Annotated in this window: 18 protein-coding genes and 1 pseudogene; 8 read left to right on the top strand and 11 right to left on the bottom strand. The window is 68.6% G+C overall.

The features are described from left to right. Window positions 1-5: 5 nt before the first annotated feature. The 4 genes from FGX59_RS27670 to FGX59_RS27655 are packed head-to-tail and all read right to left on the bottom strand — an operon-like array spanning window position 6 to window position 3510. Window positions 6-839 carry a metal ABC transporter permease gene (locus tag FGX59_RS27670; RefSeq protein ID WP_138470431.1) on the bottom strand — a complete coding sequence of 278 codons (834 nt, stop codon included), beginning with the start codon at window positions 837-839 and terminating at the stop codon, window positions 6-8. Beyond that, complete coding sequence (locus tag FGX59_RS27665) at window positions 836-1699, bottom strand: metal ABC transporter permease (protein WP_138470428.1); 864 nt, start codon at window positions 1697-1699, stop codon at window positions 836-838. Before FGX59_RS27665 ends, FGX59_RS27670 begins: the two co-directional genes overlap by 4 nt. Continuing rightward, entirely contained in the window at window positions 1696-2589 is an 894-nt protein-coding gene (locus tag FGX59_RS27660; protein WP_138470426.1) for a manganese/iron ABC transporter ATP-binding protein, read from the bottom strand. The genes FGX59_RS27665 and FGX59_RS27660 overlap by 4 nt, the downstream gene beginning before the upstream one ends. 24 nt (window positions 2590-2613) lie before the next feature. Then, window positions 2614-3510 (bottom strand): metal ABC transporter substrate-binding protein, encoded by an 897-nt coding sequence (locus tag FGX59_RS27655; protein WP_138470466.1) that lies wholly within the window; start codon window positions 3508-3510, stop codon window positions 2614-2616. A gap of 234 nt (window positions 3511-3744) precedes the next feature. On the opposite strand from FGX59_RS27655, the gene FGX59_RS27650 reads away from it, so the two are divergent. After that, window positions 3745-4194 carry a Fur family transcriptional regulator gene (locus FGX59_RS27650; RefSeq protein ID WP_370296346.1) on the top strand — a complete coding sequence of 150 codons (450 nt, stop codon included), beginning with the start codon at window positions 3745-3747 and terminating at the stop codon, window positions 4192-4194. A 667-nt stretch (window positions 4195-4861) separates the two neighbouring features. Here FGX59_RS27650 and FGX59_RS27645 read toward each other — a convergent pair. The 7 genes and pseudogenes from FGX59_RS27645 to FGX59_RS27615 all read right to left on the bottom strand — a co-directional run bounded on the left by FGX59_RS27645 (window position 4862) and on the right by FGX59_RS27615 (window position 13882). Continuing rightward, a pseudogene (locus tag FGX59_RS27645) lies at window positions 4862-5890 on the bottom strand (IS110 family transposase). Between the two features lie 832 nt (window positions 5891-6722). Beyond that, window positions 6723-7661, bottom strand: coding sequence for a transposase (locus FGX59_RS27640; protein WP_240722763.1), 939 nt, complete (start codon window positions 7659-7661; stop codon window positions 6723-6725). A 412-nt stretch (window positions 7662-8073) separates the two neighbouring features. After that, complete coding sequence (locus FGX59_RS27635; protein WP_240722769.1) at window positions 8074-10068, bottom strand: bifunctional diguanylate cyclase/phosphodiesterase; 1995 nt, start codon at window positions 10066-10068, stop codon at window positions 8074-8076. Between the two features lie 213 nt (window positions 10069-10281). Next, complete coding sequence (locus tag FGX59_RS27630; protein ID WP_138470422.1) at window positions 10282-10734, bottom strand: CoxG family protein; 453 nt, start codon at window positions 10732-10734, stop codon at window positions 10282-10284. Window positions 10735-10906: 172 nt separating this feature from the next. Continuing rightward, window positions 10907-12184 (bottom strand): TRAP transporter large permease, encoded by a 1278-nt coding sequence (locus FGX59_RS27625; RefSeq protein ID WP_138470420.1) that lies wholly within the window; start codon window positions 12182-12184, stop codon window positions 10907-10909. Between the two features lie 10 nt (window positions 12185-12194). Beyond that, window positions 12195-12791 (bottom strand): TRAP transporter small permease, encoded by a 597-nt coding sequence (locus FGX59_RS27620; protein WP_138470418.1) that lies wholly within the window; start codon window positions 12789-12791, stop codon window positions 12195-12197. An 83-nt stretch (window positions 12792-12874) separates the two neighbouring features. Further along, window positions 12875-13882, bottom strand: coding sequence for a TRAP transporter substrate-binding protein (locus FGX59_RS27615; protein WP_138470416.1), 1008 nt, complete (start codon window positions 13880-13882; stop codon window positions 12875-12877). A gap of 189 nt (window positions 13883-14071) precedes the next feature. Here FGX59_RS27615 and FGX59_RS27610 point away from each other — a divergent pair, with 189 nt between their 5' ends. From FGX59_RS27610 to FGX59_RS27580, 7 genes are all read left to right on the top strand, one after another. Beyond that, a complete protein-coding gene (locus FGX59_RS27610; RefSeq protein WP_138470414.1) occupies window positions 14072-14728 on the top strand; it encodes a TetR/AcrR family transcriptional regulator in 657 nt (218 codons plus the stop codon). A 183-nt stretch (window positions 14729-14911) separates the two neighbouring features. Beyond that, window positions 14912-15796 carry a shikimate dehydrogenase gene (locus tag FGX59_RS27605; RefSeq protein WP_138470411.1) on the top strand — a complete coding sequence of 295 codons (885 nt, stop codon included), beginning with the start codon at window positions 14912-14914 and terminating at the stop codon, window positions 15794-15796. Between the two features lie 13 nt (window positions 15797-15809). Next, the gene (locus FGX59_RS27600) at window positions 15810-17699 is read left to right on the top strand and encodes a bifunctional sugar phosphate isomerase/epimerase/4-hydroxyphenylpyruvate dioxygenase family protein (protein WP_138470409.1); all 1890 of its coding nucleotides are present in this window, start codon (window positions 15810-15812) and stop codon (window positions 17697-17699) included. A gap of 147 nt (window positions 17700-17846) precedes the next feature. Continuing rightward, window positions 17847-18665, top strand: a complete 819-nt coding sequence (folP, locus tag FGX59_RS27595) for a dihydropteroate synthase (RefSeq protein ID WP_206078451.1) — start codon at window positions 17847-17849, stop codon at window positions 18663-18665. A 72-nt stretch (window positions 18666-18737) separates the two neighbouring features. Continuing rightward, window positions 18738-20147, top strand: coding sequence for a cardiolipin synthase (gene cls / locus FGX59_RS27590; RefSeq protein ID WP_138470407.1), 1410 nt, complete (start codon window positions 18738-18740; stop codon window positions 20145-20147). A gap of 10 nt (window positions 20148-20157) precedes the next feature. Then, complete coding sequence (locus tag FGX59_RS27585; RefSeq protein WP_138470405.1) at window positions 20158-20844, top strand: endonuclease/exonuclease/phosphatase family protein; 687 nt, start codon at window positions 20158-20160, stop codon at window positions 20842-20844. Continuing rightward, entirely contained in the window at window positions 20820-22526 is a 1707-nt protein-coding gene (locus tag FGX59_RS27580; RefSeq protein ID WP_240722767.1) for an MFS transporter, read from the top strand. The genes FGX59_RS27585 and FGX59_RS27580 overlap by 25 nt, the downstream gene beginning before the upstream one ends. Window positions 22527-22689: the final 163 nt, after the last annotated feature.

The following is a 22689-nucleotide window of genomic DNA, read 5'->3' as shown; positions in this document are numbered from 1 at the left end:
CGGGATCAGACCCGGGCGGCGGCGCGGCGGATCTGCCAGCTGCGGCGCAGGAAGGCGGCGGCGAAGATCGCCGTCAGGATCAGGATGATGGTCGGGGCCGGCGCGCTGTCGAGCCAGAAGCTGGCATAGACGCCCGCCAGCATCGAGACCATGCAGGCCGCCACCGCCACCGCCAGCATCCGCCCGAAGCTGCGCACGGTCAGGAAGGCGATGGCGCCCGGCGCGATCAGGAGCCCGACCGCCAGGATCAGCCCGGTCGCGGACAGCGTCGCGACGATGCTCAGCGACAGCGCCGTGAGCAGCCCGTAATGCAGCAGCCCCACCGCCAGCCCCGAGGCCCGCGCCTGGGCCGGGTCGAAGGCATGCAGCATCAGGTCCTTCCACTTGGCCAGGAGCCCCAGCGCGACGACAGCCGAGATGCTGCCGGCGGTCCACAGATCGGCCGGGCCCACGCCCAGCATGTTGCCGAAGAGGATGTGGTCGAGATGGACGTTCGTCTTCAGCCCGACATAGATCACGATCCCCAGCGCGAACATGCCCGAGAAGACCACGCCCATCACCGTGTCCTGCTTCACCCGGCTGTTCCCGGCCAGATAGCCGGTCGCCACTGAGGTCAGCATGCCCGCCGCGAAGGCGCCGAGGATCAGGGGCAGGCCCAGCACATAGGCCAGCACGATCCCGGGCAGCACCGCATGGCTGACCGCATCGCCCATCAGCGCCCAGCCCTTGAGCACCAGGAAGCAGCTGAGAAGCGCGGTCGGCACCGAGACGATCAGCGCGATCCAGAAGGCGTTTTGCATGAAGGGGAACTGGAAGGGCATCAGGAGCGTCTCAATCATGACGGCACCTCCTCTGCCAGCGCGGCCGCCGCCTTGCGCCGGGCCGCGAGGAGCCCGTGCTTCGGCGCCAGCAGGAAGGCCGCCAGGAAGATCAGCGTCTGCAGAACGACGATGATGCCGCCGGTCGCCCCGTCGAGGAAGTAGCTGGCATAGGCGCCGAGGAAGCTTGTCGAGGTGCCGATCGCGACCGAGGTCAGGATCAGCCGCGGGAAGCGGTCGCAGAGCAGGTAGGCCGTCGCCCCGGGCGTCACCACCATCGCGACCACGAGGAAGGCGCCGACCGTCTGCATCGCCGCCACCACCGAGGCGGAGAGGAGCGCGAAGAAGATGCCCTTCAGCAGCCCCGGCCGGAGCCCGATCGAGCGGGCATGGCTCTCGTCGAAGAAGACCGCCAGCAGGTCGCGCCATTTCGCCGCCAGCACGGCCAGCGAGACCACGCCGATGATCGCCAGCTGCAGCGTGTCGCCCGGCGTGATCGCCAGGATGTTGCCCATGGTGATGGTCTGGATCGAGACCGCCATCGGATTGACCGAGACCATGAACAGCCCCGCGCCGAAGAAGGCGGTGAAGATGATGCCGATCACCACGTCGGTCTTCAGCCCCGAGCGGTCCGACAGGAACAGCATCGCCGCCGCCGCCAGCCCGCCCGACAGGAACGCGCCGAGCGCGAAGGGCAGGCCGAGCATGTAGGCCCCCGCAACACCCGGCACGACCGAATGGCTCAGCGCGTCGCCGATCAGCGACCAGCCCTTCAGCGTCAGGTAGGAGGACAGGAAGGCGCAGACCCCGCCGACTAGCGCCGAGACCCACATCGCATTGGCCATGTAGCCGTAGGAGAAGGGCTCCAGCAGCACGCTCATGTCCCGGGCTCCTGCCGGTGGGTGCGCCCGCCATAGCGCACCAGCGGGCGCTCGTCGTCGCTGAGGATGGTGACATGGCGCGGATCGGCGTCGTCATGCAGATCCGGCCCGCCCAGCGTGAACTGGCGCAGCACGCCGCCGAAGGCCGCCTCCAGGTTCTCGCGGGTGAAGGTCGTCTCGGTCGGCCCGTGGCCCAGCACCGTGCCCTTGACCAGCACCGTGCGGTCGCAGAATTCCGGCACCATGCCCAGATTGTGGGTCGAGACCAGCATCACCCGGCCCTCGTCGCGCAGCTCGCGCAGGAGCGCGATGATCTGCTCCTCGGTCTTGACGTCGACGCCGGTGAAGGGCTCGTCGAGCAGGATCACCTGGCCGTCCTGCGCCAGCGCCCGGGCGAGGAAGACGCGCTTTTTCTGCCCGCCCGAGAGCTCGCCGATCTGGCGGTGGCGGTAGCCGAGCATGCCGACCCGCTCCAGCGCCGCGTCGACCGCCGCGCGGTCGGCCGCGCGGGGACGGCGCAGGAAGCCCATATGGCCGTAGCGGCCCATCATCACCACGTCCTCGACCAGCACCGGGAAGGACCAGTCGACCTCCTCGGATTGCGGCACATAGGCGACGAGGTTCTGCTTCAGCGCGGCGCGCACGCTCATGCCGAGAAGCCGGATCTCGCCCGCGGCAAGCGGCACGAAGCCCATGATCGCCTTGAAGAGCGTGGATTTCCCGGCGCCGTTGACGCCGACAAGCGCGGTCACCGTGCCGCGCGGGATGGCGAAGCTGGCGCGGCGCAGCGCGGTATGGCCGTTGCGGTAGGTCACGGTCACGTCGCTGGCGGCAATCCCGCCCGCGGGATCGGAGGCCTGCGCGCCGGCCATCTGGCTGTCATGTTTCATCTTCGGTCCTTCCGGTCCGGGCGCCTAGTTCGTGCCCGCCGCCAGCCCTTCGGCCACGGTGCGCGAGGTGACTTCGAGCAGGTCGAGATAGCTCGGCACCGGCCCGCCGGGCTTCGAGAGGCTGTCGACATAGAGCTCGCCGCCATAGCGGGCACCGGTCTCGCGCGCGACCTGCTTGGCCGGCGCGGTGTTGACCGTGCTCTCGCAGAAGACCACCGGGATGGCATTCGCCTTCACCCCGTCGATCACCGCGCGCACCTGCTGCGGCGTGCCCATCTGGTCGGCATTCATAGGCCAGAGATAGAGCTCCTTCAGGCCGAAATCCCGCGCCAGGTAGGAGAACGCGCCCTCGCAGGTGACAAGCCAGCGCTGCTCCTCGGAGATGGCCGCGATCTCGGCCCGCAGCGGCTCCAGCGTGGCGCGCAGCTCGTCCTTGTAGCTGGCGGCATTGGCGGCATAGACCGCGGCATTTCCGGGGTCGTGTCCTGACAGCGCCGCCTCGATATTGTCGATGTAGATCAGCGCGTTGTCGAGCCCCATCCAGGCATGCGGATTGGGCTTGCCCTGATAGGCGCCCTGGGCGATCGGGATCGGCTCGACACCCTCGCTCAGCACCGCCGAGGGGATGTCGCCGAGATTGGCCAGGAACTGCTCGAACCACAGCTCCAGGTTCATCCCGTTCCACAGGATCAGGTCGGCATCCTGCGCGCCCACCAGGTCGCGCGGCGTCGGCTCGTAGCCGTGGATCTCGGCGCCGGGCTTGGTGATCGAGACCACCTCGGCGGCGTCCCCGGCGACATGGGCCGCCATGTCGGCCAGCACGGTGAAGGTCGTGACCACCTTCATCCGCTCTGCCGCGGCCATGCCGCCGCCCGCCGCCATCCAGGCGCCCGCGGCCGCAGCGGCCAGGCGGATCGTCATCCGTCGCATTCGTCGTCCTCTCCGGTTCTTCCGCCCGGCCCTGGGGCCGGCCGCGCCTCCTGCACGGTTTTAATTGCGAACAAGTTGCAACTAGAGTGAGGGCTCCCGCAGAATTATGCAAGTGCAATTCACTTGCAGCGGAGAATGACGCATCCCGGGCGGCAAAGGCGGGTGACGATTGGCGCGGCACGTGCTAGGCCGGACGCCCTGCCGCGGGAGCGGCGGGACAAGGCGATGGCAGCAATCACGGAAGGCACGATGACAGGGACCAGCGAGGCAAGCCTCATCGACCGCTGCCGCCGCAGCGGCTTGCGCATCACCGGCCCGCGCCGGGTCATCCTCGAGGTGCTGCAATCGGCCGAGGACCATCCCGATGTCGAGGAGCTGCACCGCCGCGTCAGCCGGATCGAGCCCGGGGTGAACATCGCCACGGTCTACCGCACGATGAACAAGCTGGCCGAGCACGGCCTGATCGAGCGGCACATGTTCGATGACGGCCGCCAGCGCTTCGAACCGGCCCCGGCGGCGCATCACGACCACTTCATCAATGTCGAGAGCGGCGAGGTGGTGGAGTTCTGCTCCGAGGAGATCGAGCGCCTGCAGGAGGAGATCGCCAAGAGCCACGGCTTCGAGATCGTGAGCCACAAGCTCGAAATCTACGTCCGCCCCCGCCGCAGCCGCTGACCCCCGCGCCAATCAGGACCCCTGTGCAGATCGCCCCCGCGACAGGCGCTTCCGGCCTCATGCTGTTCGCAACGCCCCCCCCGGATAGCGCCGCCGCGGGAAAACCCGGACGGTCGCGCCCCTGACTGCCATGCGGATCCGCGCAACTGGCGCTCAGGCAGCGCCCGCCCGGCGGCAACCGCTCCCTCCCGCCGGGGATTCCGGCTTCGCCGGCGCTTACTGATCGAACGCTGCCATCTGCCCCGCGGCGCGCCCTGTGGCTCCCGATATCCCGGCCAATGGGGGCTGCAATTCTCCGACTTTGAACGCGCTTGTTGCTGTCCCCGCCCCCCGACGGCATTACTGTGCCAAGGTGGGATCGCGACAATCCGAATTGGGAGGCGGTCATGCCGGAGATTGTCACGGTCGGTGCAAGAGATTTCTGAACGGTTCAAGCATGTGATCGGATACGTCATGTGTCAGGCCTCCAGATGCAGCACTGATCAGATCATGGCCGCGGGCCGGTGTGGCGATGCGTGAATCGCAGACAGATCAAATTCGCGAGCTCGCTGGCTCCTTGGGTGACCCTGTTTCGTCCGATTCCGATCTTGCCGATCGTTTGCCCTTACTGTTCGTCGACCTCCTCACACCGCCGACGTACCGGAACGCAACTTCCCGATCTGAATGATCAGGCCGCTATCGCCGCCGGATTCCCGTAGTCCTGTCGTTTCGTCATCATCGCCCAGAGGCCGTGCGCCATCTTGTTGGCGAGCGCGACCGCGACGCGCATCCGCGGTGTCTTCCTCAGCATGCGCTCCAGCCACGCCCCCTCGGGCGCACCGCGTTTCATCGCCCCCTGGACCACCGCCATCGCACCAGTGATGAGCAACCGTCAGATGTCGCGCTGTCCCATCTTCGATGCTTTCCCAAGCCGCGTCTTTCCTCCGCTGGAATGCTGCCGCGGCACGAGCCCGAGCCACGCCGCGAAGTCCCGACTGCGCTGGAAGTCCTCCATCGGCGGTGCGAACGTTTCCACGGCGACCGCCGTAATCGGGCCAGCCCCAGGCATGGACTGTAGCCGCCGCGTCGTTGCGGCTTGGGAGGCGGCCGCGCGAAGCCGCTTGTCGAGATCGGCAACCCTGGCCGTCAACAATTCGATATGCTCAAGATAGATCAGACCGAGATCCCGTACCGTTACCGGAAGCCGGCAGGTTTCGTCATTCACGGCATCGCTCAGTCGCTTCAGCTGCACGAGCCCCTGAGGGGCCACCACGCCATGTTCGGCGAGATGCCCGCGCAGGGCATTGATTGTCTGGGTCCTCTGCCGCACCGGAAGATCACGGGTGCGAAACAGCATGGCGCGCGCCTGTTGCGCCTCCGTCTTGATTGCCACGAACCGCATGGTCGGCCGAGAGGCTGCTTCCGCGATTGCCTCGGCGTCCGCCGCGTAGTTCTTCTGCCGCTTGACGAACGGCTTTGCATAGATCGGCGGAATTAGCCGCACGGCATGTCCGAGTCGCGCGATCTCGCGGCCCCAGTGGTGAGAGGTAGCGCAAGCCTCCATCGCCACGATGCAGCGTGGATGGTCTCCCAGAAACGAAAGGAACTGGGCGCGCGGCAGCTTCTTGCGAAAGGCGACCGAACCATCCGCAGTCGCGCCATGCGCTTGAAAAACCCGCTTTGCAAGATCAACGCCAATTATCGCAGCTTCCGCCATGGATGACTCCTCCTCTTCTGGCGATCTCCAAGATCACCAGGTCGGCACATTGCGATGCCGTCGGGAGGGGGCATCCACGCCATCAAATTGGATTGTCGCGATCCCGCCTTGGCACAGTGATGCCGTCGGGGGTGGGGACAGGATCAGAGTCGGTCATTGGCACCGATTTCGCGGGCTGGCCCGGCGGGAACCCGGTTCCCCCCAGCCACCCCTGGACAGCTTCGCGTTTCATTTCCGGCGGCCGGACATTGCCGCCGCCCCTGCTGCGCCCCACGGGGACAGCCCGGATAGTTCTGCTCGTCGATCATCGCATCCTGTTCCGCGTGTCAGGCCGGGCGGAAAGGGGCCACCGAACGGCGGCTGGCGCATCACGGCCCGGCCACGCAGGATCTCAACGGAATTTCCGGCGCCTCCAACCGCAGTTCAGCAGAGCGGATGCACCGCTCTGATGTCCATTTTTTTGAGGGTTTTCTAAAGCGTTCAGGGACGCCCAGGCGTTTATCCTTGTCCGGGCGCCCAAGGGTCGGCACGAGGCCTGAGGATGCCGGGAACAAGCTCTGATGCGCGGGCCCGGTACCGCATGACCGGATGCGCGTCCCGGGACTGCTCCTGTCTTGCTGCGGGCGTCAAGGAAGGTTCGCCACAAAGCGAGTGCCGGACCTTCCCCTGCCAGTGACCTCGCGCCCGCCATTGCGCGCATGTGGACCGCGTTCGGAAAGCCGGAATGGTGCGGCGGCGATATCCCGCGTGAAAGCCACCGGCTCGCGCGCGATCACGGTCGTGGCGAGCGTCGATTTCCTGCCTCGCCGCACAAATTCCCGGTATCGAGCGGTCAATCTGGATTGCGCTTTCCCGGCGATGTCCTGCACCTCTGCCGATTGTTCCCGCAGGATGTAGAGCGTCTTGGCTCCTGGCTTGGGGGCAGCCGATAGGTCCGGGCCGGTTCCACGAGCTTGTGGCGGACGCGGGAATTGGCCGCGCGGGTGGTACCGCCGCGCCTTGCGGTTTTGCCCGAGGAATGCTCGCTGGGCACCAGCCCCGGATCGGCCATCAGCTTGACGGGGCAGCCGAACCGCCGCGCATCCCCGATCTTGGCCATGAGGCTGACGGCACCGAGAAGGCCGACGCCCCGCAAGGCCCGGAGCGCATGCACCGCCGGGGCGAGTTCGCGCTCCGGCACCAGGGCCTCGATGTGTTCGGTCAGCCGATCCACCCGCTCCGTGGCAGTCCGCTCGGACTGCAGCAGTCCCTCCGATACGATCTGACTTGCAGGATGGTCGAAGCGCCGGCTCTGCAGCCTCCGGCGATGGCGCAGCCTCCAGGGCTTGGTCCGATGGCAGACCCGCCCCTGACGCAGCAGGAACGCCGACACCAGCTGGCGCTTGTGGCACTGGTCTTCCGCGGCACTGTCCCGGGCGCGGACGAGATCCCGCATGACCTGATGCGCCGCGTCAGGACCCCGGATCGGCGTCAATTCCCCGGCACGCAGGAGTCGCGCCAGCCGGTCGCCCGCGCGCACGGGGCGTGCGCGATCGAATGCCATGGTTCGTGCGAGATCGCGAACGAAGGCGCGACGACCCTGCAGTCGAAGCCGGATGCCGCCGCCTGTCGGCCCTGCTTCATGGCAAATGCAGACGGGCATGCGGCGTTCCGCCAGCCTCCCCGGAAGTCGCCCTATGCTGGCAGGCGTGTTCACGGATGTCCCGCGGCCGAACGTTTCGTTTCCTGCACCCCCATCGGCGATCGCAACCGCGAGCTTGTCCTTCGACACGCCGGTGCCGGCCTAGAGAACGGTCGGGCTTGCGGCGATGCTGTCCTCGATCGCAAATCAGCGGCAGGTGCCACGGCGCGGTCAGGATACAGGCTCAGCCCCCATCAGCGCGGCGCTGGAAGAGATATAAGGTCTTGCGATCTTCAGGAGGAACTTCGGCGGAAGAACGGACCTGCCGCCGCCGCCGCAGCCCCGGCGGCTTCCCCGTGCATTTGGACTGCGCGACGGTGAAGCTGCCGAAGAGCCCCCGTCGCACCGAGCCTTGCGGGACACGGCAAGCGGGGCCGCAAAGCTGCACGGGCGGTGGCTGGGAGGCCTGGTCCGGATCGGCAGGAAAAGCAGCGAGGGCGGGGGCGGCGCGTTCCGGCCGGAACGGAGCCTCGCATCAGGGCATCAGGCCGGCCATGCGGGGTCAGGCGGCGGCGCTGCGGGCAGCCATCCAGGTTTCGAAGGCGGCGGTGTCCATCGGACGGGCGAAGTGGAAGCCCTGCATCCGCGTGCAGCCCATAGAGATCAGCATCTGACGCTCCGCCTCGGTCTCCACCCCCTCGGCTAGCACCTTGATGTCGAGCGCGCGGCCGATGCCGATCATCGCCTCGACGATTGCCTGGCGCGAGCGGTCGAGGGCGATGCCGGAGACGAAGCTGCGGTCGATCTTCAGCTGCTCGACCGACAGCCGGACCAGGTTGCCGAGGCCGGAATTGCCGGTGCCGAAATCGTCGAGCTCCAGCGGATGGCCCGCGCTGCGCAGCGCCGCGATGGTGCGCTCCACCTCGGTGTCGTTCTCGCGCAGCACGACATCCTCGAGCACCTCGATGGCGACGCGGCGGGCGGGCAGGCCGCGCATCGCCAGCTCCCAGTCGAGATCGCCGGCGCAGTCGACCCGCGCCAGCTCTCCGGCGGAGAGGTTGATGCTGATGGCCGGCGGGCGGCCCGGGCCGGTGCGCGCCATCCAGTCAAGCGCCGCGGCGCGCACCGCATAGGTGATCCGCTCCTCCAGCTCGGGATTGCGCAGCGTTGTCAGGAAGGCGCCCGGCGCCAGCAGGCCGCGCGACGGGCTCTGCCAGCGGGCCAGGACCTCGGCGCCGATGACCTCGCCGCTCTGGACGTCGATCTGGGGCTGCAGGAAGGGCACGAACTCGCCGTATTCCAGCCCCAGCGCCAGCTCGAATTCCAGATCGGCCTGGCTTTCGAGCACCTCGCGCGCCGCGCCGTCGAAGAGCGCGACCCGGCCGCGCCCGGCCTCCTTCGCCTGGTAGAGCGCGATGTCGGCATCCGCGAGCAGCCGGTCGGCATCCGCGCCGAACCCGCCGGGCGGCAGATGGGCGATGCCGACCGAGGCGCCAACAGCCAGCTTCATGCCGTGATGCTCGATCGGGCGGCTGGCCGCCTCGATGCAGGCCTCTGCCAGGGCGGCGGACCGGCAGCCCAGCTCCTCCTCCTCGACGACCATGGCGAATTCGTCGCCGCCGATCCGCGCCACCAGGGCTCCCGGCGGAGCGACCTCGGAGAGCCGCCGGGCGACGGATTTCAGCACCGCGTCGCCCGCCACGTGGCCGCGGGTGTCGTTGATCATCTTGAACCGGTCCAGATCGATATGCAGTGCGCTGACCCCGATCGGCCCGCGCGCCATCCTGCGGAAGGCGCGGGCCAGCCCGGTGCGGTTCAGGAGCCCGCTGAGCGCATCGGTGCGCGCCTGCGCCTCGAGCGCCTCGCGCTCGCGCAGGAGCGCGTCGGCCATGCGGTTGACGGTAGCGGCCGTGCGCGCGATCTCGTCCTCGCCGCCAAGCGCCAGCCTGTGGCCGAAATCACCGTCGGCGATCTGCGCGGCGCCGCTGTCGAGCTCTTCGAGGCGCCGGACCAGCGCGGTGGCGGCGATCCAGCCGAACCCGATCAATCCGGCCATCGTCGCCGCGGCCAGCGCGATCAGGATCGCGGCATCGCCGGCTAGTTCCGTCTCCAGCCAGTGCAGGTCGGGGGCGACCAGCACCATGCCCATCGGCACGCCGTCGACCTCCACCGCCCTGAGGACGACCGGCCCGAGCTCCGGATCGTCGGCCAGCGCGGCGAATTCCGCGTCCTCTGCGATGAACCAAGGGATCCGGTGCGGGCCGGGAAAACGGCCCTTCGAGAGCACCGCCGCGCCCGCGGCATCGCGCAGATCGACGGCCGCGATCTCGTCGAGCCGCACCGCGCTTTCGGCCATGTGCTCCAGGTCATGGCGGGTGGGATCGACGAAGTGGTGCTCCAGCGCCTCGGCGAGGAAATCCGCCTGGATCAGCGACTGGGTGATGAAGCGGTCCTGCATCCGGTCGGTGGTGAAGGCGAAGGAGGCCACTGCCAGCGCCAGATGCGCGGCCATCCCGAGCAGGGCGAAGATCAGCAGCACGCGCAGGCGGAAAGACATGCCGGTCAAAGCGGCGCCCCTTTTCCGTGGGGCACCGGCCGGATTTCCACCTTGGCTGGCCTGCTATGGCAGCAACAGGTCACGTTCCACCTCGACTCCAGGCGCGGCCCGCCCCCCGGGGGCGGCGACCGCATCGTCTCCGCCGGATCGAACTAGCAGAGCGGGAGTAACCAGCAGCTTAACCCGGCCGCGCCGGAGCGCCCTCCGGCAGGGTCAGGCGGCGGCGGAGGCGTCCATCTTCTCGGCGAAGCTCTGGAAGAACTTGGCGGCGAGCTTCTTCGACGTGCTCTGGATCAGCCGGTTGCCGAGCTGGGCGAGCTTGCCGCCGATCTCGGCCTTGGCGTCATAGGTCAGCAGGGTGCCGCCCTCCTGCTCGGCCAGCGTCACTGCGGCGCCGCCCTTGGCGAAGCCCGCAGCGCCGCCCGAGCCCTGGCCCGAGAGCGAGAAGCGTTCCGGCGGATTCTCGGGGTTGAGGGTGACATTGCCGCCGAACTTGGCCTTCACCGGGCCGATCTTGAGGACGACCTTGGCCTCGAGCTCGGTATCGGAATGCTTGATCAGCTCCTCGCAGCCCGGGATGCAGGCCTTGAGGATCTCGGGATCGTTCAGCGCGGCATAGACCTTGTCGCGCGGCGCGGCGATGAAGACCTCTTCCTTCAGTTCCATGTCACTGTCTCCTCTACAGCGGCTTGGGGGCGGCCGGATTTGCGCCCGGCTCGTTCGGGCCATGTCACGCGACTGCCCGGCAGAGGTCAAGGAGACGAAAGTCGGTCCGGCAAACGGAAAACCCCGCGCCGGGCGGGGCGCGGGGTCTCGGAGGCCGGAAATGTCCGGGGCGTCAGAAGCCCAGGATATTCGGCAGCCAGGTCGAGAAGGCCGGGACGAAGGTCAGGATGACCAGCACGGCGAGCTCGACGAGGAAGAAGGGGATGATCGCCCGCACCAGCCGCGTCATGCCGACATTGGCCACGCCCTCGGCCACGAAGAGGCAGAGCCCCAGCGGCGGCGTGATCAGCCCGATCATCAGGTTGAAGATCACGATGATGCCGAAATGCGTGGGATCGACGCCGAAGGCCACCGCGATCGGGTGCATGATCGGCACCAGGACCAGCATCGCCGCGATGCCCTCGAGGAAGAGGCCGACGACCAGGAACAGGACCATCTGCGCAATCAGGAAGGCGGTCTTGCTGTCGACATTGGCCAGCGTCCACTCGGTCAGCATGTTGGGCACGCGGTTGTAGGTCAGCACCCAGTTCGCCGCGGCCACGGCGGCCATGATGATCAGGATGATCGAGCTGTCGACCATCGCGTTGGCGAAGATCCGCGGCAGGTTGTGGACCCCGAGCTTGCGGTAGACGAAGAGCCCGACCAGCATCGCGTAGCCCACGGCCAGCGCGGCTGCCTCGGTCGGGGTGACGACGCCGAGCAGGATCGAGCCGACGACGAAGACCGGCATCAGCAGCGGAACGACCCCGCCCAGCAGCGCCTGGCGGTTGGACTGGCCTTCCATGATGTCGGTGCCGGGCTCGGGATCGGCGACCTTGACGGTCAGCATCACGTAGACGGTCAGGAAGACCGCCAGCAGCAGCCCCGGGCCGATCCCGGCCATGAAGAGCGCCGGAACCGAGACGCCCGAGACGATCAGCGCGTAGATGATCACCGGGATCGAGGGCGGGATGATCGGGCCGATCACCGAGGAGGCCGCGGTCAGCGCGGCGGCGAAGGCGCGGTCATAGCCGTGCTTCTCCATCTCGGGGATGAAGACCCGGCCGATGGCCGAGGTGTCGGCGATGGCGGAGCCCGAGAGGCCGGCGAAGATCACCGAGGCCCAGATGTTCACCAGCGCCAGGCCCGCGCGGAACTTGCCGACCAGCACCACGCAGAAGCGGATGATCCGCTTGGTGATGCCGCTCTCGTTCATCAGCTCGCCCGCGAGCACGAAGAGCGGGATCGCCAGCAGCGGGAAGGAGTTCAGCCCCTTGAACATCTCGCTGGCGACCAGCCGCGGATGGTAGGGCAGGTCGCCGCTGATCATGAAGTACATCAGCGCGGCGATGATGGCGAAGGCGATGGGCAGCCCGGCGAGGGTGCCGACGAGAACGATGATGAAGCTCATGGCTGTCTCCTCAGTCGAGCGAGGCCTGGCCCTTGGCCCGCATCCGGACGACGTCCGACGCGGTGGGGGCATCCTCGTGGGACGGGTTGCGCAGATCTCCGAGGCGCTCGAAGAAGCGGATCAGGGCGGCGATGGCAAGAAGCGCGCCGCCGACGCAGATGGCGAATTGCCAGGTGCCCATGCGGCCGATCCAGACCAGCCACTCGATCCCGGTCTTCTCGACCAGCCCGTTGGCCGAAGCGATCAGGCCCGAGGCCTCGATCGTGCCGCGCCGCGTGGCGAAGAGATAGCCCGACCAGCTCAGCAGCACGCCGCAGGCGAAGGTGACGACATCCATCGCCAGGAACAGGATCTCGCGCGTCGCGGGCTTGAGGAAATCGGTGACGATGGTGAAGCGCATGTGCCGGTCCTGCATGTAGCTCAGCGCCACGCCGAACATGACGCCGTAGATCGACAGGTAGACCGGCAGCTCGTCGCCCCAGGTCAGCGACAGGCCGAACGTGTAGCGCCGCAGGGCGTTGAACAGGATGATCCCGGTGACGGCGGCCATGATCAGGCCGCAGCCGATCGCGAGAATGCGCCGGACGATGTAGGACAGGGTCGCCATCACGGCCTCCGCTGCAAATGGGAATGGGAAAGTGTCCGGGGCTCCGCGGCACGGAAGCGGGCAGAGCCCCGGGTGTGCTGCGCTTAGTTCGTCGCGTCGGCGACGGCAGCGTCGAGCTTCTCGATCCAGACGGCATCGGCGCCCAGATCGCCGGCCAGCCATTCCTTGACGGCCGGCTGGGCGGCCTCGCGGAACTGGGCCAGTTCGTCGGCGGTGGGGACATAGACTTCCATGCCCTCGGCCTGCACGGCGTTCACGCCATTGGCGGTGTTCCATTCCTGGATGCCGCGGCCGAAATTGCCGGCGATGACGGCAGCGCGGTCGATCACGGCCTGCTGCTCGGGGGTCAGCATGTCGTAGAACTCGGCGGACATGACCATGAAGTCCACGGCATAGACATGGCCGTCGAGGGTCATGTACTTCTGCAGCTTGTGCAGGCCGTTATTGTAGATCACGCCGACCGGGTTCTCCTGGCCGTCGACCACGCCGGTCGCCAGCGCGTTGGGCAGCTCGGTCCAGGCGATCGGGGTCGGCTCGCCGCCCAGGCCCTTGACCATCTCCAGGTAGAGCGGGATCGGCTGGACGCGGAACTTCAGCCCCGCCATGTCGGCCGGCGTCTGGATCGGCCGGGTGTTGTTGGTGAAGTTGCGGAAGCCGGTCTCGCCATAGGCCAGCGTCTTCAGCCCGGTCTTGGCCTCGCAGGCCTCGGCCAGCTCGTCGCCAAAGGGCCCGTCGAGCACTTTCCACGCCACGGTGGCATCGGAGAAGGTGTAGGGGATGTCGAGCACGGCGGCGGGCTTGCAGACCTTGGACATCGCGCCCGAGACCATGCCGACCTGCACCAGGCCTTCCTGCACCTGGCTGACGATCTCGTCCTCGTTGCCGAGCGCGCCGGCCGGGAAGATCTCGACCGACATGTCCGACTCGCCCTCGACGATCTGCTTGAACATGTGGGCGGCCGCGCCCTTCTTCGAGGACTGCCAATCATCCGGGTCGACATGCGCGAAGCGCAGCGTGACCTCGGCCGAGGCGGCGGTTCCCATCAGGGCGATGATCCCTGCGGCAGTGAATTTCAGAAAGGTGTCGCGCATGTCTGTCCTCCCGTTCTGCGCTTCCATCTTCTGGAAAACGTTGACGGTTTCCCCGGGCTATGCCCGCGGGCACCGCATTCGCCTCCCACGAATTGCCCCTGTTTTGTACCAGACGGTTAAAAAACGTCAATGGGTTTGTAACAGCTGGTACATTCGTGCTTTAATCGTCTTGGTACGGAGGAGGCCAGCGTGTTGACGGATCAGGAGAAAGCCCCGGCGAAGCGCGCCGGATGGAAGCGGGACCCGGTAAAGGTGCAGAAGGACATCCTTCAGGCCGCCACCAGGGAATTCGCCGACAATGGCTATAACGGCGGGCGAATCGAGCGGATCGTGCAGCTGACCGAAACCTCGAAGCGGATGATCTACTACTATTTCGGCGACAAGGAGGGGCTGTGGCGCGCGGTGCTGGAAGAGGCCTATACCTCGATTCGCGCCCAGGAGACCGAGCTCGACCTGGCCGACCTGCCGCCGCTCGAGGCGCTCAGGAAGCTCTTCGTCTTCACCTTCGACCATCACCGGCGCAATGCCGATTTCATCCGGCTGGTGATGATCGAGAACATCCGCGGCGGCCATGTCCTGGCCGCCTCGACCAAGATCCGCGACCTCAACCGGCCGGTCGTGGCGATGCTGGAGGATATCTGCCGCCGCGGCGCCGAGGACGGCACGCTGCGCCCCGATCTCTGCCCGCTGCAGCTCCATTGGGAGCTCTCGGCGCTGAGTTTCTTCAACATGTCGAACCGGGCGACCTTCGCCGGCATCTTCGGCGCCGGGCTGCATGACGAGGCCGGGCAGATCCGGCTGCGCGACAGCCTGGCCGAGCAGGTGCTGCGCGCCGTGCGCGCCTGATCAACGCCATGAGGGCAGGGCGGACCCGGCGCAGCCCCTGCGCCGGATCCGCAGGCCTGCCTGCGGCGCAGTATTTAACCGTCCGGTCCAAAGCTCTTGCGGTTTTTTAACCGTATGGTACATTTCTTCCCGACAAGGCGAGTCCGCGCCATGCCAGCAGCGGACCGACGGAGGACACATCACATGACCAAGCCGGAACCCGCGGACGTCTTCGGGCGCGACAAGAGCATTGCCCTGGGCCTGATCGGCCGCGGCATCCAGAAATCCCGCACCCCCGCGATGCACGAGGCCGAAGCCGCCCGCCAGGGGCTGCGCTGCGTCTACAAGCTGCTCGATGCCGACCTGATGCCCGAGGGAACGCCGCTGGCCGACATCCTGCGCTCGGCCGAGCTCTGCGGCTTCGCCGGCTGCAACGTGACCTTCCCCTACAAGATCGAGGTGATTGCGCTGCTCGACGAGCTCGACGACAGCGCCGCCGCCGTGGGCGCGGTCAACACGGTCGTCTTCAGGCACGGCCGCCGGATCGGCTACAACACCGACTATTCCGGCTATGCCGAGGCCTTCCGGCGCGGCATGGCGGGCGCGGCGCGCGCCCGGGTGCTGCAGATCGGCTCCGGCGGGGCAGGGGTCGCGGTCTCCCACGGGCTCGCCGATAACGGCGTCGAAGCGCTGGTCCTGGTCGATGCCGATCCCGCCCGCGCCGGGGCACTGGCAGAGCTGCTGGGACGTACCCGCCCGGATCTGGCCGTCGAGGTCTGCGCCACGGTCGAGGACGCCGCCGCGGGCGGGCTCGACGGGTTGGTGAACTGCACGCCGATGGGCATGGCGAAGCTGCCCGGCTCCGCCTTCCCGGCCGAGCTGCTGACCCCCGCGATGTGGGTCTCCGACATCGTCTACTTCCCGCTCGAGACCCGGCTTCTGGCCGAGGCCCGCGCCAAGGGCTGCCGGGTGCTGCCGGGCTCGGGCATGGCGGTCTGGCAGGCGGTGCGCGCCTTCGGCCATTTCACCGGGCTCGACGCCGATCCCGACGCAATGGAAGCCACGTTCCGCGCCCTGGGCGCCGAGTAAGCGGAGACAGCCGATGAAGACCGCCATTGCCACCGTCTCGATCCCGGGCGACCTGCGCCGCAAGCTGAAGGCCATTGCCAAGGCGGGCTTCGACGGCGTCGAGATCTTCGAGCAGGATTTCATCGCGCAGGAAATGAGCCCGCGCGATGTCGGCGCCATGATCCGCGACCACGGGCTGGAGATCCCGCTCTTCCAGCCGTTCCGCGATTTCGAGACCCTGCCCGAGCCCTGGCGCGGCCGCGCCTTCGACCGGGCGGAGCGCAAGTTCGACCTGATGCAGGAGATGGGCACCGACCTGGTGCTGGTCTGCTCCTCGGTCCATCCCAGGTCGCAGGGCGGCATCGACCGCGCGGCCGACGACTTCCGCGAGCTCGGCGAGCGGGCAGCCAGGCGCGGCCTGCGCGTCGGCTTCGAGGCGCTGGCCTGGGGCCGGAACTTCTGGGACCACCGCGATGCCTGGGAGGTGGTGCGCCGCGCCGACCACCCCAATGTCGGCATCATCCTCGACAGCTTCCACACGCTCGCCCGCAAGATCGACCCGGACACGATCCGCACGATCCCCGGCGACAAGATCTTCTTCGTCCAGCTCGCCGACGCGCCGAAGATCGACATGGATCTGCTCTACTGGTCGCGCCATTACCGCAACATGCCCGGCGAGGGCGATCTCGACGTCACCGGCTTCATGCGCGCGGTCTGCGCCACCGGCTATGCCGGGCCGATCAGCCTCGAGATCTTCAACGACCAGTTCCGCGCCGGCAAGACCGAGGCGCTGGCCCGCGACGGCCACCGCTCGCTGATCCACCTGATGGACGAGGTGCGCCGCGCCGCGCCGGGGCTGCCGCAGGATCTGCCGGTGCTGCCCGAGCGCGCCGAGGTCGGCGACATCTCCTTTGTCGAGTTCACCACCTCCGCCGCGCTGCGCCCGCAGCTCAACGAGCTGCTGAAATCCCTCGGCTTCTCCAAGGTCGGCCAGCATATCGCCAAGCAGGTGACGCTCTGGCAGCAGGGCGAGGTCCGCATCGTCGTCAATACCGAGGAGCAGGGCTTCGCCCATGCCGCCTTCCTGACCCACGGCACCGGCGTCTGCGATATCGGGCTGAAGGTCGATGACGCGAAGAAGGCGCTCAAGCGCGCCGTCGGCCTCGGCGCGGTGAAATTCTCCCAGCCGGTCGGCGAGGGCGAGCTCGACATTCCCGCGATCCGCGGCGCCGGCGGCTCGGTCATGCATTTCCTGGACGAAAGCGACGATCTTTCAAAGGTCTGGAGCACGGAGTTCATCCGCTGCGGCGCAGGCGAGGCACGCGATGCCGGGCTGACCCGGGTCGACCATATCGCCCAGACGACCGATTACGACGAGATGCTCAGCTGGTCGCTCTTCTACAGCTCGATCTTCCGCATGGGCCGCGCGCCGATGGTCGACGTCGTCGATCCCGACGGGCTGGTGCGTTCCCAGGCGCTGCAATCGGCCGACGGCAAGTTCCGCGTCACGCTCAACGGCGCCGAGACCCACCGCACGCTGGCAGGCCATTTCCTGGCCGACAGCTTCGGCTCCTCCGTCCAGCATGTCGCCTTCGCCACCGCCGACATCTTCGCCACCGCCGGGAAGCTCGCGGGCTTCGGCTTCGAGCCGCTGCCGATCTCGCCCAACTACTACGAGGATCTCGCCGCGCGCTTCGGCCTCGGCGAGGACGAGGCGGCGCGGATGAAGGCCTTCAACATCCTCTATGACGAGGACGAGCAGGGCGGCTTCTACCAGTTCTACAGCCGTCCCTGGGGCGACGGGCTGTTCTTCGAGATCGTCGAGCGGAGGAACGGCTATGACGGCTACGGCGCGCCGAACGCGCCCTTCCGCATCGCCGCGCAGAAACGCCTGCTCGGCGCCGAGCCCGCGCTCGAACCCTGAGCGCACAGGGCGGAGCGGGGCCGGACGGGCGGGGGCAGGCGCCGTCCCGCCCCGGACCTGATCCGGGGCCTCCCGCTCTGCCATTTGCCCTTCCGGCCGGGGCGCAGTAGGACGGACCCGCTGCGCCATTCCACTAGGAGCCTGCCGATGCCCATCGCCGCCGCCCGCGACCGTTTCCTTGCCGAGCTCCGCGACCGCCCGCTCGTCATGGGCATTCTCAACGCCACGCCCGATTCCTTCTCCGACGGCGGCGCCCATGACGCGCCGGAGGCCGCGCTGGCCCATGCCCGCCAGATGATCGCCGAGGGCTGCGACGTGATCGACCTGGGCGGCGAGTCGACCCGCCCCGGCCATGCCGAGGTCACCGCCGAAGAGGAAATGGCCCGCGTCCTGCCAGTGCTGCGCCTCCTGCAGGCCGAGAGCGGCATGCCGGTCTCGATCGACACCTACAAGGCCGCGACCGCCCGCGCCGCCGTCGAAGCCGGCGCCGCGATCGTCAACGATGTCTGGGGCCTGCAGCGCGATCCCGGCATGGCCGGTGTCGTCGCCGAGACCGGCGCCGCGGTGATCATCATGCACAACCGCGAGACCACCGACCCCGATCTCGACATCCTGCAGGACATGGAGCATTTCTTCGGCCGCTCGCTCGATCTGGCGCGCAAGGCCGGAATTCCGGGCGAGCGCATCCTGCTCGATCCCGGCATCGGCTTCGGCAAGACGCTGGAGCAGAACATCCGCTGCCTCAACGGGCTCGGCTGGCTAGGCAGCTTCGGCTATCCGGTGCTGCTCGGCCTCTCGCGCAAGCGCATGTTCGGCGAGCTCCTCGGCCGCGAGGTCGGCGAGCGGCTCCCGGGCACGCTGGCGGCCAACCTGGTCGGCATCGCCCGCGGCGTGCGGGTGATCCGCGTCCATGACGTCGCCGCCCATGCCGATGCGCTGAAAGTCGTGCGCGCGCTCGAGGCCTGAGCCCCGGTTGACAGCCGGCCCCGCGCAGCCGAGGCTCCGCGCGGGGAGACGGGCCAGCACGGGAGCGGCGCGATGTGGGCGGAACTCATCATTCTTGCGGTCGTCGCCATGCATGTGGCGGCCGCGGCCTGCGCCTGGCGCGCGCTGCGGAAATCGCGCACGCCCGAGGGCTCGGTCGGCTGGGCGGTCTTCCTGCTCGCCGCCCCCTTCTGGGGCGTGCCGCTCTACCTGATCTTCGGCCATCACAAGTACAGCCGCTACTTCATCACCCGCCGCGAAAGCGCCGAGGTGGTGGCCGCGCTGAACGACCGCGCCGGGAAGCTCGGCCCGCCGGTGCGGCCCGAACCCGATCCGGCCCCCTTCGAGCGGCTCGCGGGCATGCCGGTGCTGCGCGGCAACCGCCTGACCCCGCTGATCGACGGCGAGGCGGCCTTCGCCGCGATGTTCGAGGCGATCGACACGGCCGAAAGCTACCTGCTGGTGCAGTTCTTCATCATCCATGACGACGCCACCGGCCGCGCCTTCGGCGAGCGGCTCGCTGCCGCCGCCCGGCGCGGGGTGAAGGTGCGCTTCCTCGCCGATCCGGTCGGCAGCTACCGGCTGCCCGCGCGCTATCTCGCCGCGCTGCGCGCCGCCGGGGTCGAGGTGGCGGAGCGCCGCGAAGGGCCCGGGCCGCGCACCCGCTTCCGGATCAATTTCCGCAACCACCGCAAGACCGTGATCGCCGATGGCCGCCGCGGCTTCATCGGCGGGCTGAATGTCGGCGACGAGTACATGGGGCTCTCCGAGCGCTTCGGCCCCTGGCGCGACACCCATCTGGAACTCGCCGGCCCGGTCGTGGCGCAGCTGCAGCTGATGTATGCCGAGGACTGGCACTGGGCGCGCGGCGAACTGATCCTCGACCAGCTCGCCTGGGACATGCCGCCCGAGCCCGAGGACATGTCGGCGCTCTTGGTGCCCGCGGGCCCGGCCGACGAGCTGGAGACCGGTGCGCTCCTCTTCTTCGCCGCCATCGCCGCCGCGAAGGAGCGGGTCTGGATCGCCTCGCCCTATTGCGTGCCCGACAGCGACCTGATGACGGCGCTGAAGCATGCCGCGCTGCGCGGCGTCGAGGTGCGCATCCTGGTGCCCGACGCGATCGACCACCGCATCCCCTGGCTCGCCGCCTTCGCCTGCTTCGACGCGCTGCGCGCCGTGGGCGTGCAGATCTGGCGCTACCGCGAGGGATTCATGCACCAGAAGGTCGTGCTGGTCGACGACCGGCTGGCCGCCATCGGCACGGCGAATTTCGACAACCGCTCCTTCCGGCTGAATTTCGAGGCGATGGCGCTCGGCTTCGACCGCGATTTCGCCGCGCGGACCGCCGCCATGCTGGACGATGATTTCGCGCGTGCCTATCTGTTGGAGACGCCGCTCGCGAAGCAGCCGCTGCATATCCGCCTGGGCGCGCCGGTGGCCCGGCTCTTCGCCCCGATCCTGTGAGACCCGCCGCTTGCGCATCGTCAGCTACAATATCCGCAAGGCCAAGGGCACCGACCGGCGCCGCGCGCCAGGGCGGATCCTCGACATCCTCAACAAGCTCGACCCCGACGTGGTGCTGCTGCAGGAGGCCGACCTTCGGCTCGGCGCGCGCCCCGCGGCGCTGCCGCCCGGACTGATCGAGAGCGCCACGGATTTCGAGGTCGCGCCCCTCGCGGTCAGCGATGTCTCGATCGGCTGGCACGGCAACGCCATCCTGGTGCGCCGCGGCCTCGGCATCCTGCGCACCGAGCGCATCGACCTGCCGGCGCTGGAGCCCCGCGGCGCGGTGCTGGCCGAGGTCGCGGGTCCGTCGGGGCCGGTGACGGTGATCGGCGCGCATCTGGCGCTCCTGCGGCCCTGGCGGCGGCGGCAGGTGGCCGCGCTGGCGCGGCGGCTGGGGCAGGATGCGGGCCCGGCCTCGCTGGTCGCCGGGGATTTCAACGAATGGTCGCCGAAGAAGGGGCTGGAGGCGCTGGCCGAGAGCCACGAGATCCTGGCGCCGGGACGCAGCTTCCATGCCCGCCGCCCGGTCTCGGCGCTCGACCGCTTCGCCATCGGCCAGGGACTGGAGGTGGTCGCGGCCGGGGTCGACCAGTCCCCCTTGGCGCAGCGCGGCTCGGACCATCTGCCGATCTGGGCCGAAATCGCCCGGCGCTGAGTCGCGCACTTGTTTCCAAGCAGTTTTGCGCTATCAATCGGTCAACTTCCGGAGACCGACCCCTGAAAGACAGTTCCCCCTTCGCCCCGTTCCGCCATCGCGCCTTCCTCAGCTACTGGCTGGTCGGGCTCGCGGCCAATTTCGGCTGGCTGATCCAGAATGTCGGCGCCTCCTGGTCGATGACCCAGATGCACGGCTCGCCCGAGATGGTGGCACTGGTGCAGACCTCGGTCGCGCTGCCCCTGATGCTGTTCTCGCTGCCCGCGGGCGCGCTGGCCGACACGTTCGGGCGGCGCCGAACGGTGATCGTCTCGCAGGGGATCCTCTGCCTGATCTCGGCGATGCTGGCGCTTGCCTCCTTCCTCGGCATGCTCTCGCCCTGGGGGCTCCTGGCCTTCACCTTCCTGATCGGCTGCGCCAAGGCGCTGAACAATCCCGCCTGGCAGACCATGGTCAGCGAGCTGGTGCCGAAATCCGACCTGCCCTCGGCGGTGGCGCTGAATTCCATCGGCTTCAACCTTGCCCGCTCCGTCGGCCCGGCGATCGGCGGCGTGCTGGTGGGCGCGGTCGGCGCCTTCTCGGCCTTCATGGTCAACGCGGCGGCGAACCTCTTCGTGCTGATCTCGGCGCGCCACTGGAAGAGCCCGGAAGAGGCCGACCGTCTGCCGCCCGAGAGCATCGGCAGCGCGATCATGGCCGGGCTGCGCTATGTCGGGCTCTCGCCGATCCACCTGACGGTCTTCGCCCGCGGCTTCCTCTTCAACGTCGCCGGGATCGCGGTCATGGCGCTGATGCCGCTGGTGGCGCGCGACCAGCTCGGCGGCGGGCCGCTGACCTACGGCCTGCTGCTCGGCGGCTTCGGCGTCGGCGCGATCCTCGGCGCGCTCGGCGCCGCGAAGCTGCGCGCCATGGTCACGCTGGAGACCAATGTCCGCATCTGCACGCTGGCCTATGCCGCGGGCGCCGCGCTCCTTGGGTTCAGCACCTACTTTCCGCTCAGCATCCTGGCGGTGATGATCACCGGGGCCGCCTGGCCGGTGCTGCTCTCCAGCCTCAACACCACGATCCAGCTCAGCTCGCCCCGCTGGGTGCTCAGCCGCTGCCTGGCGATCTACCAGAGCTGCAATTTCGGCGGCTTCGCCATCGGCGGCTGGATCTGGGGGATGACCGCGGGCCAGGTCGGCACCGGCGAGGCGCTCGGCTTCTCGGCGGTCGCGCTGGTCGTCTTCGCGGCGGTCGGGCTGGTCCTGCCGCTGCGCCAGCTCGACACCTCCTCGCTCGACCCGCATTCGCGCTGGAAGAAGCCCGAGCCCTCGATCGACATGGTGCCGAAGAGCGGGCCGATCATCACCACGATCGAGTACCGCATCGCCGAGGCGGATACCGACGAGTTCCTGACGCTGATGGCCGAGCGCCGCCGCGGCCGGATCCGCGACGGGGCGCGGCGCTGGACGCTGAGCCGCGACCTGGTCGATCCCGAGCTGTGGCACGAGCGGTTCAAGACGCCGACCTGGATCGAGACCCAGCGCCACCATGCCCGCCGCACTGTGGCCGGGGCCGAGATCGCGGAGCGGCTCAAGGCGCTGCATCGCGGCGAGGATAGCGGGCGGGTGCATTACGAGCTGGTGCGCCCGGCCATGCCGCCCCGGCCGCATGCGCCGGTCGTCGCCACCGAGGAGTGAGCCCGCTCAGCAGGTGTCGGGCTTGACCTCGTGCGGGGTCGCCGCGCGCAGCCGCGCGCGGATCCGGCGCGACAGCGCATCGACCGCCGCCGTCATCAGCCCCGAGGCGATCAGCAGCACCAGCGCCCGGTCGAGCCGGAGCTGCTGCATCGCCGCATCGACA

It is taken from the genome of Poseidonocella sp. HB161398 (genome assembly GCF_005870025.1).
Classification (GTDB): Bacteria; Pseudomonadota; Alphaproteobacteria; order Rhodobacterales; family Rhodobacteraceae; genus Mangrovicoccus.
The sequence above is the reverse complement of the archived record's forward strand: the minus strand, read 5'-3'. Positions and strand labels throughout refer to the sequence as shown.

Coding starts and splice junctions, on each gene's coding strand:
- FGX59_RS27670 (WP_138470431.1), bottom strand. CDS start 839: ATGATTGAGACGCTCCTGATGCCCTTCCAGTTCCCCTTCATGCAAAAC.
- FGX59_RS27665 (WP_138470428.1), bottom strand. CDS start 1,699: ATGAGCGTGCTGCTGGAGCCCTTCTCCTACGGCTACATGGCCAATGCG.
- FGX59_RS27660 (WP_138470426.1), bottom strand. CDS start 2,589: ATGAAACATGACAGCCAGATGGCCGGCGCGCAGGCCTCCGATCCCGCG.
- FGX59_RS27655 (WP_138470466.1), bottom strand. CDS start 3,510: ATGACGATCCGCCTGGCCGCTGCGGCCGCGGGCGCCTGGATGGCGGCG.
- FGX59_RS27650 (WP_370296346.1), top strand. CDS start 3,745: ATGGCAGCAATCACGGAAGGCACGATGACAGGGACCAGCGAGGCAAGC.
- FGX59_RS27635 (WP_240722769.1), bottom strand. CDS start 10,068: ATGTCTTTCCGCCTGCGCGTGCTGCTGATCTTCGCCCTGCTCGGGATG.
- FGX59_RS27630 (WP_138470422.1), bottom strand. CDS start 10,734: ATGGAACTGAAGGAAGAGGTCTTCATCGCCGCGCCGCGCGACAAGGTC.
- FGX59_RS27625 (WP_138470420.1), bottom strand. CDS start 12,184: ATGAGCTTCATCATCGTTCTCGTCGGCACCCTCGCCGGGCTGCCCATC.
- FGX59_RS27620 (WP_138470418.1), bottom strand. CDS start 12,791: ATGGCGACCCTGTCCTACATCGTCCGGCGCATTCTCGCGATCGGCTGC.
- FGX59_RS27615 (WP_138470416.1), bottom strand. CDS start 13,882: ATGCGCGACACCTTTCTGAAATTCACTGCCGCAGGGATCATCGCCCTG.
- FGX59_RS27605 (WP_138470411.1), top strand. CDS start 14,912: ATGACCAAGCCGGAACCCGCGGACGTCTTCGGGCGCGACAAGAGCATT.
- FGX59_RS27600 (WP_138470409.1), top strand. CDS start 15,810: ATGAAGACCGCCATTGCCACCGTCTCGATCCCGGGCGACCTGCGCCGC.
- folP (WP_206078451.1), top strand. CDS start 17,847: ATGCCCATCGCCGCCGCCCGCGACCGTTTCCTTGCCGAGCTCCGCGAC.
- cls (WP_138470407.1), top strand. CDS start 18,738: ATGTGGGCGGAACTCATCATTCTTGCGGTCGTCGCCATGCATGTGGCG.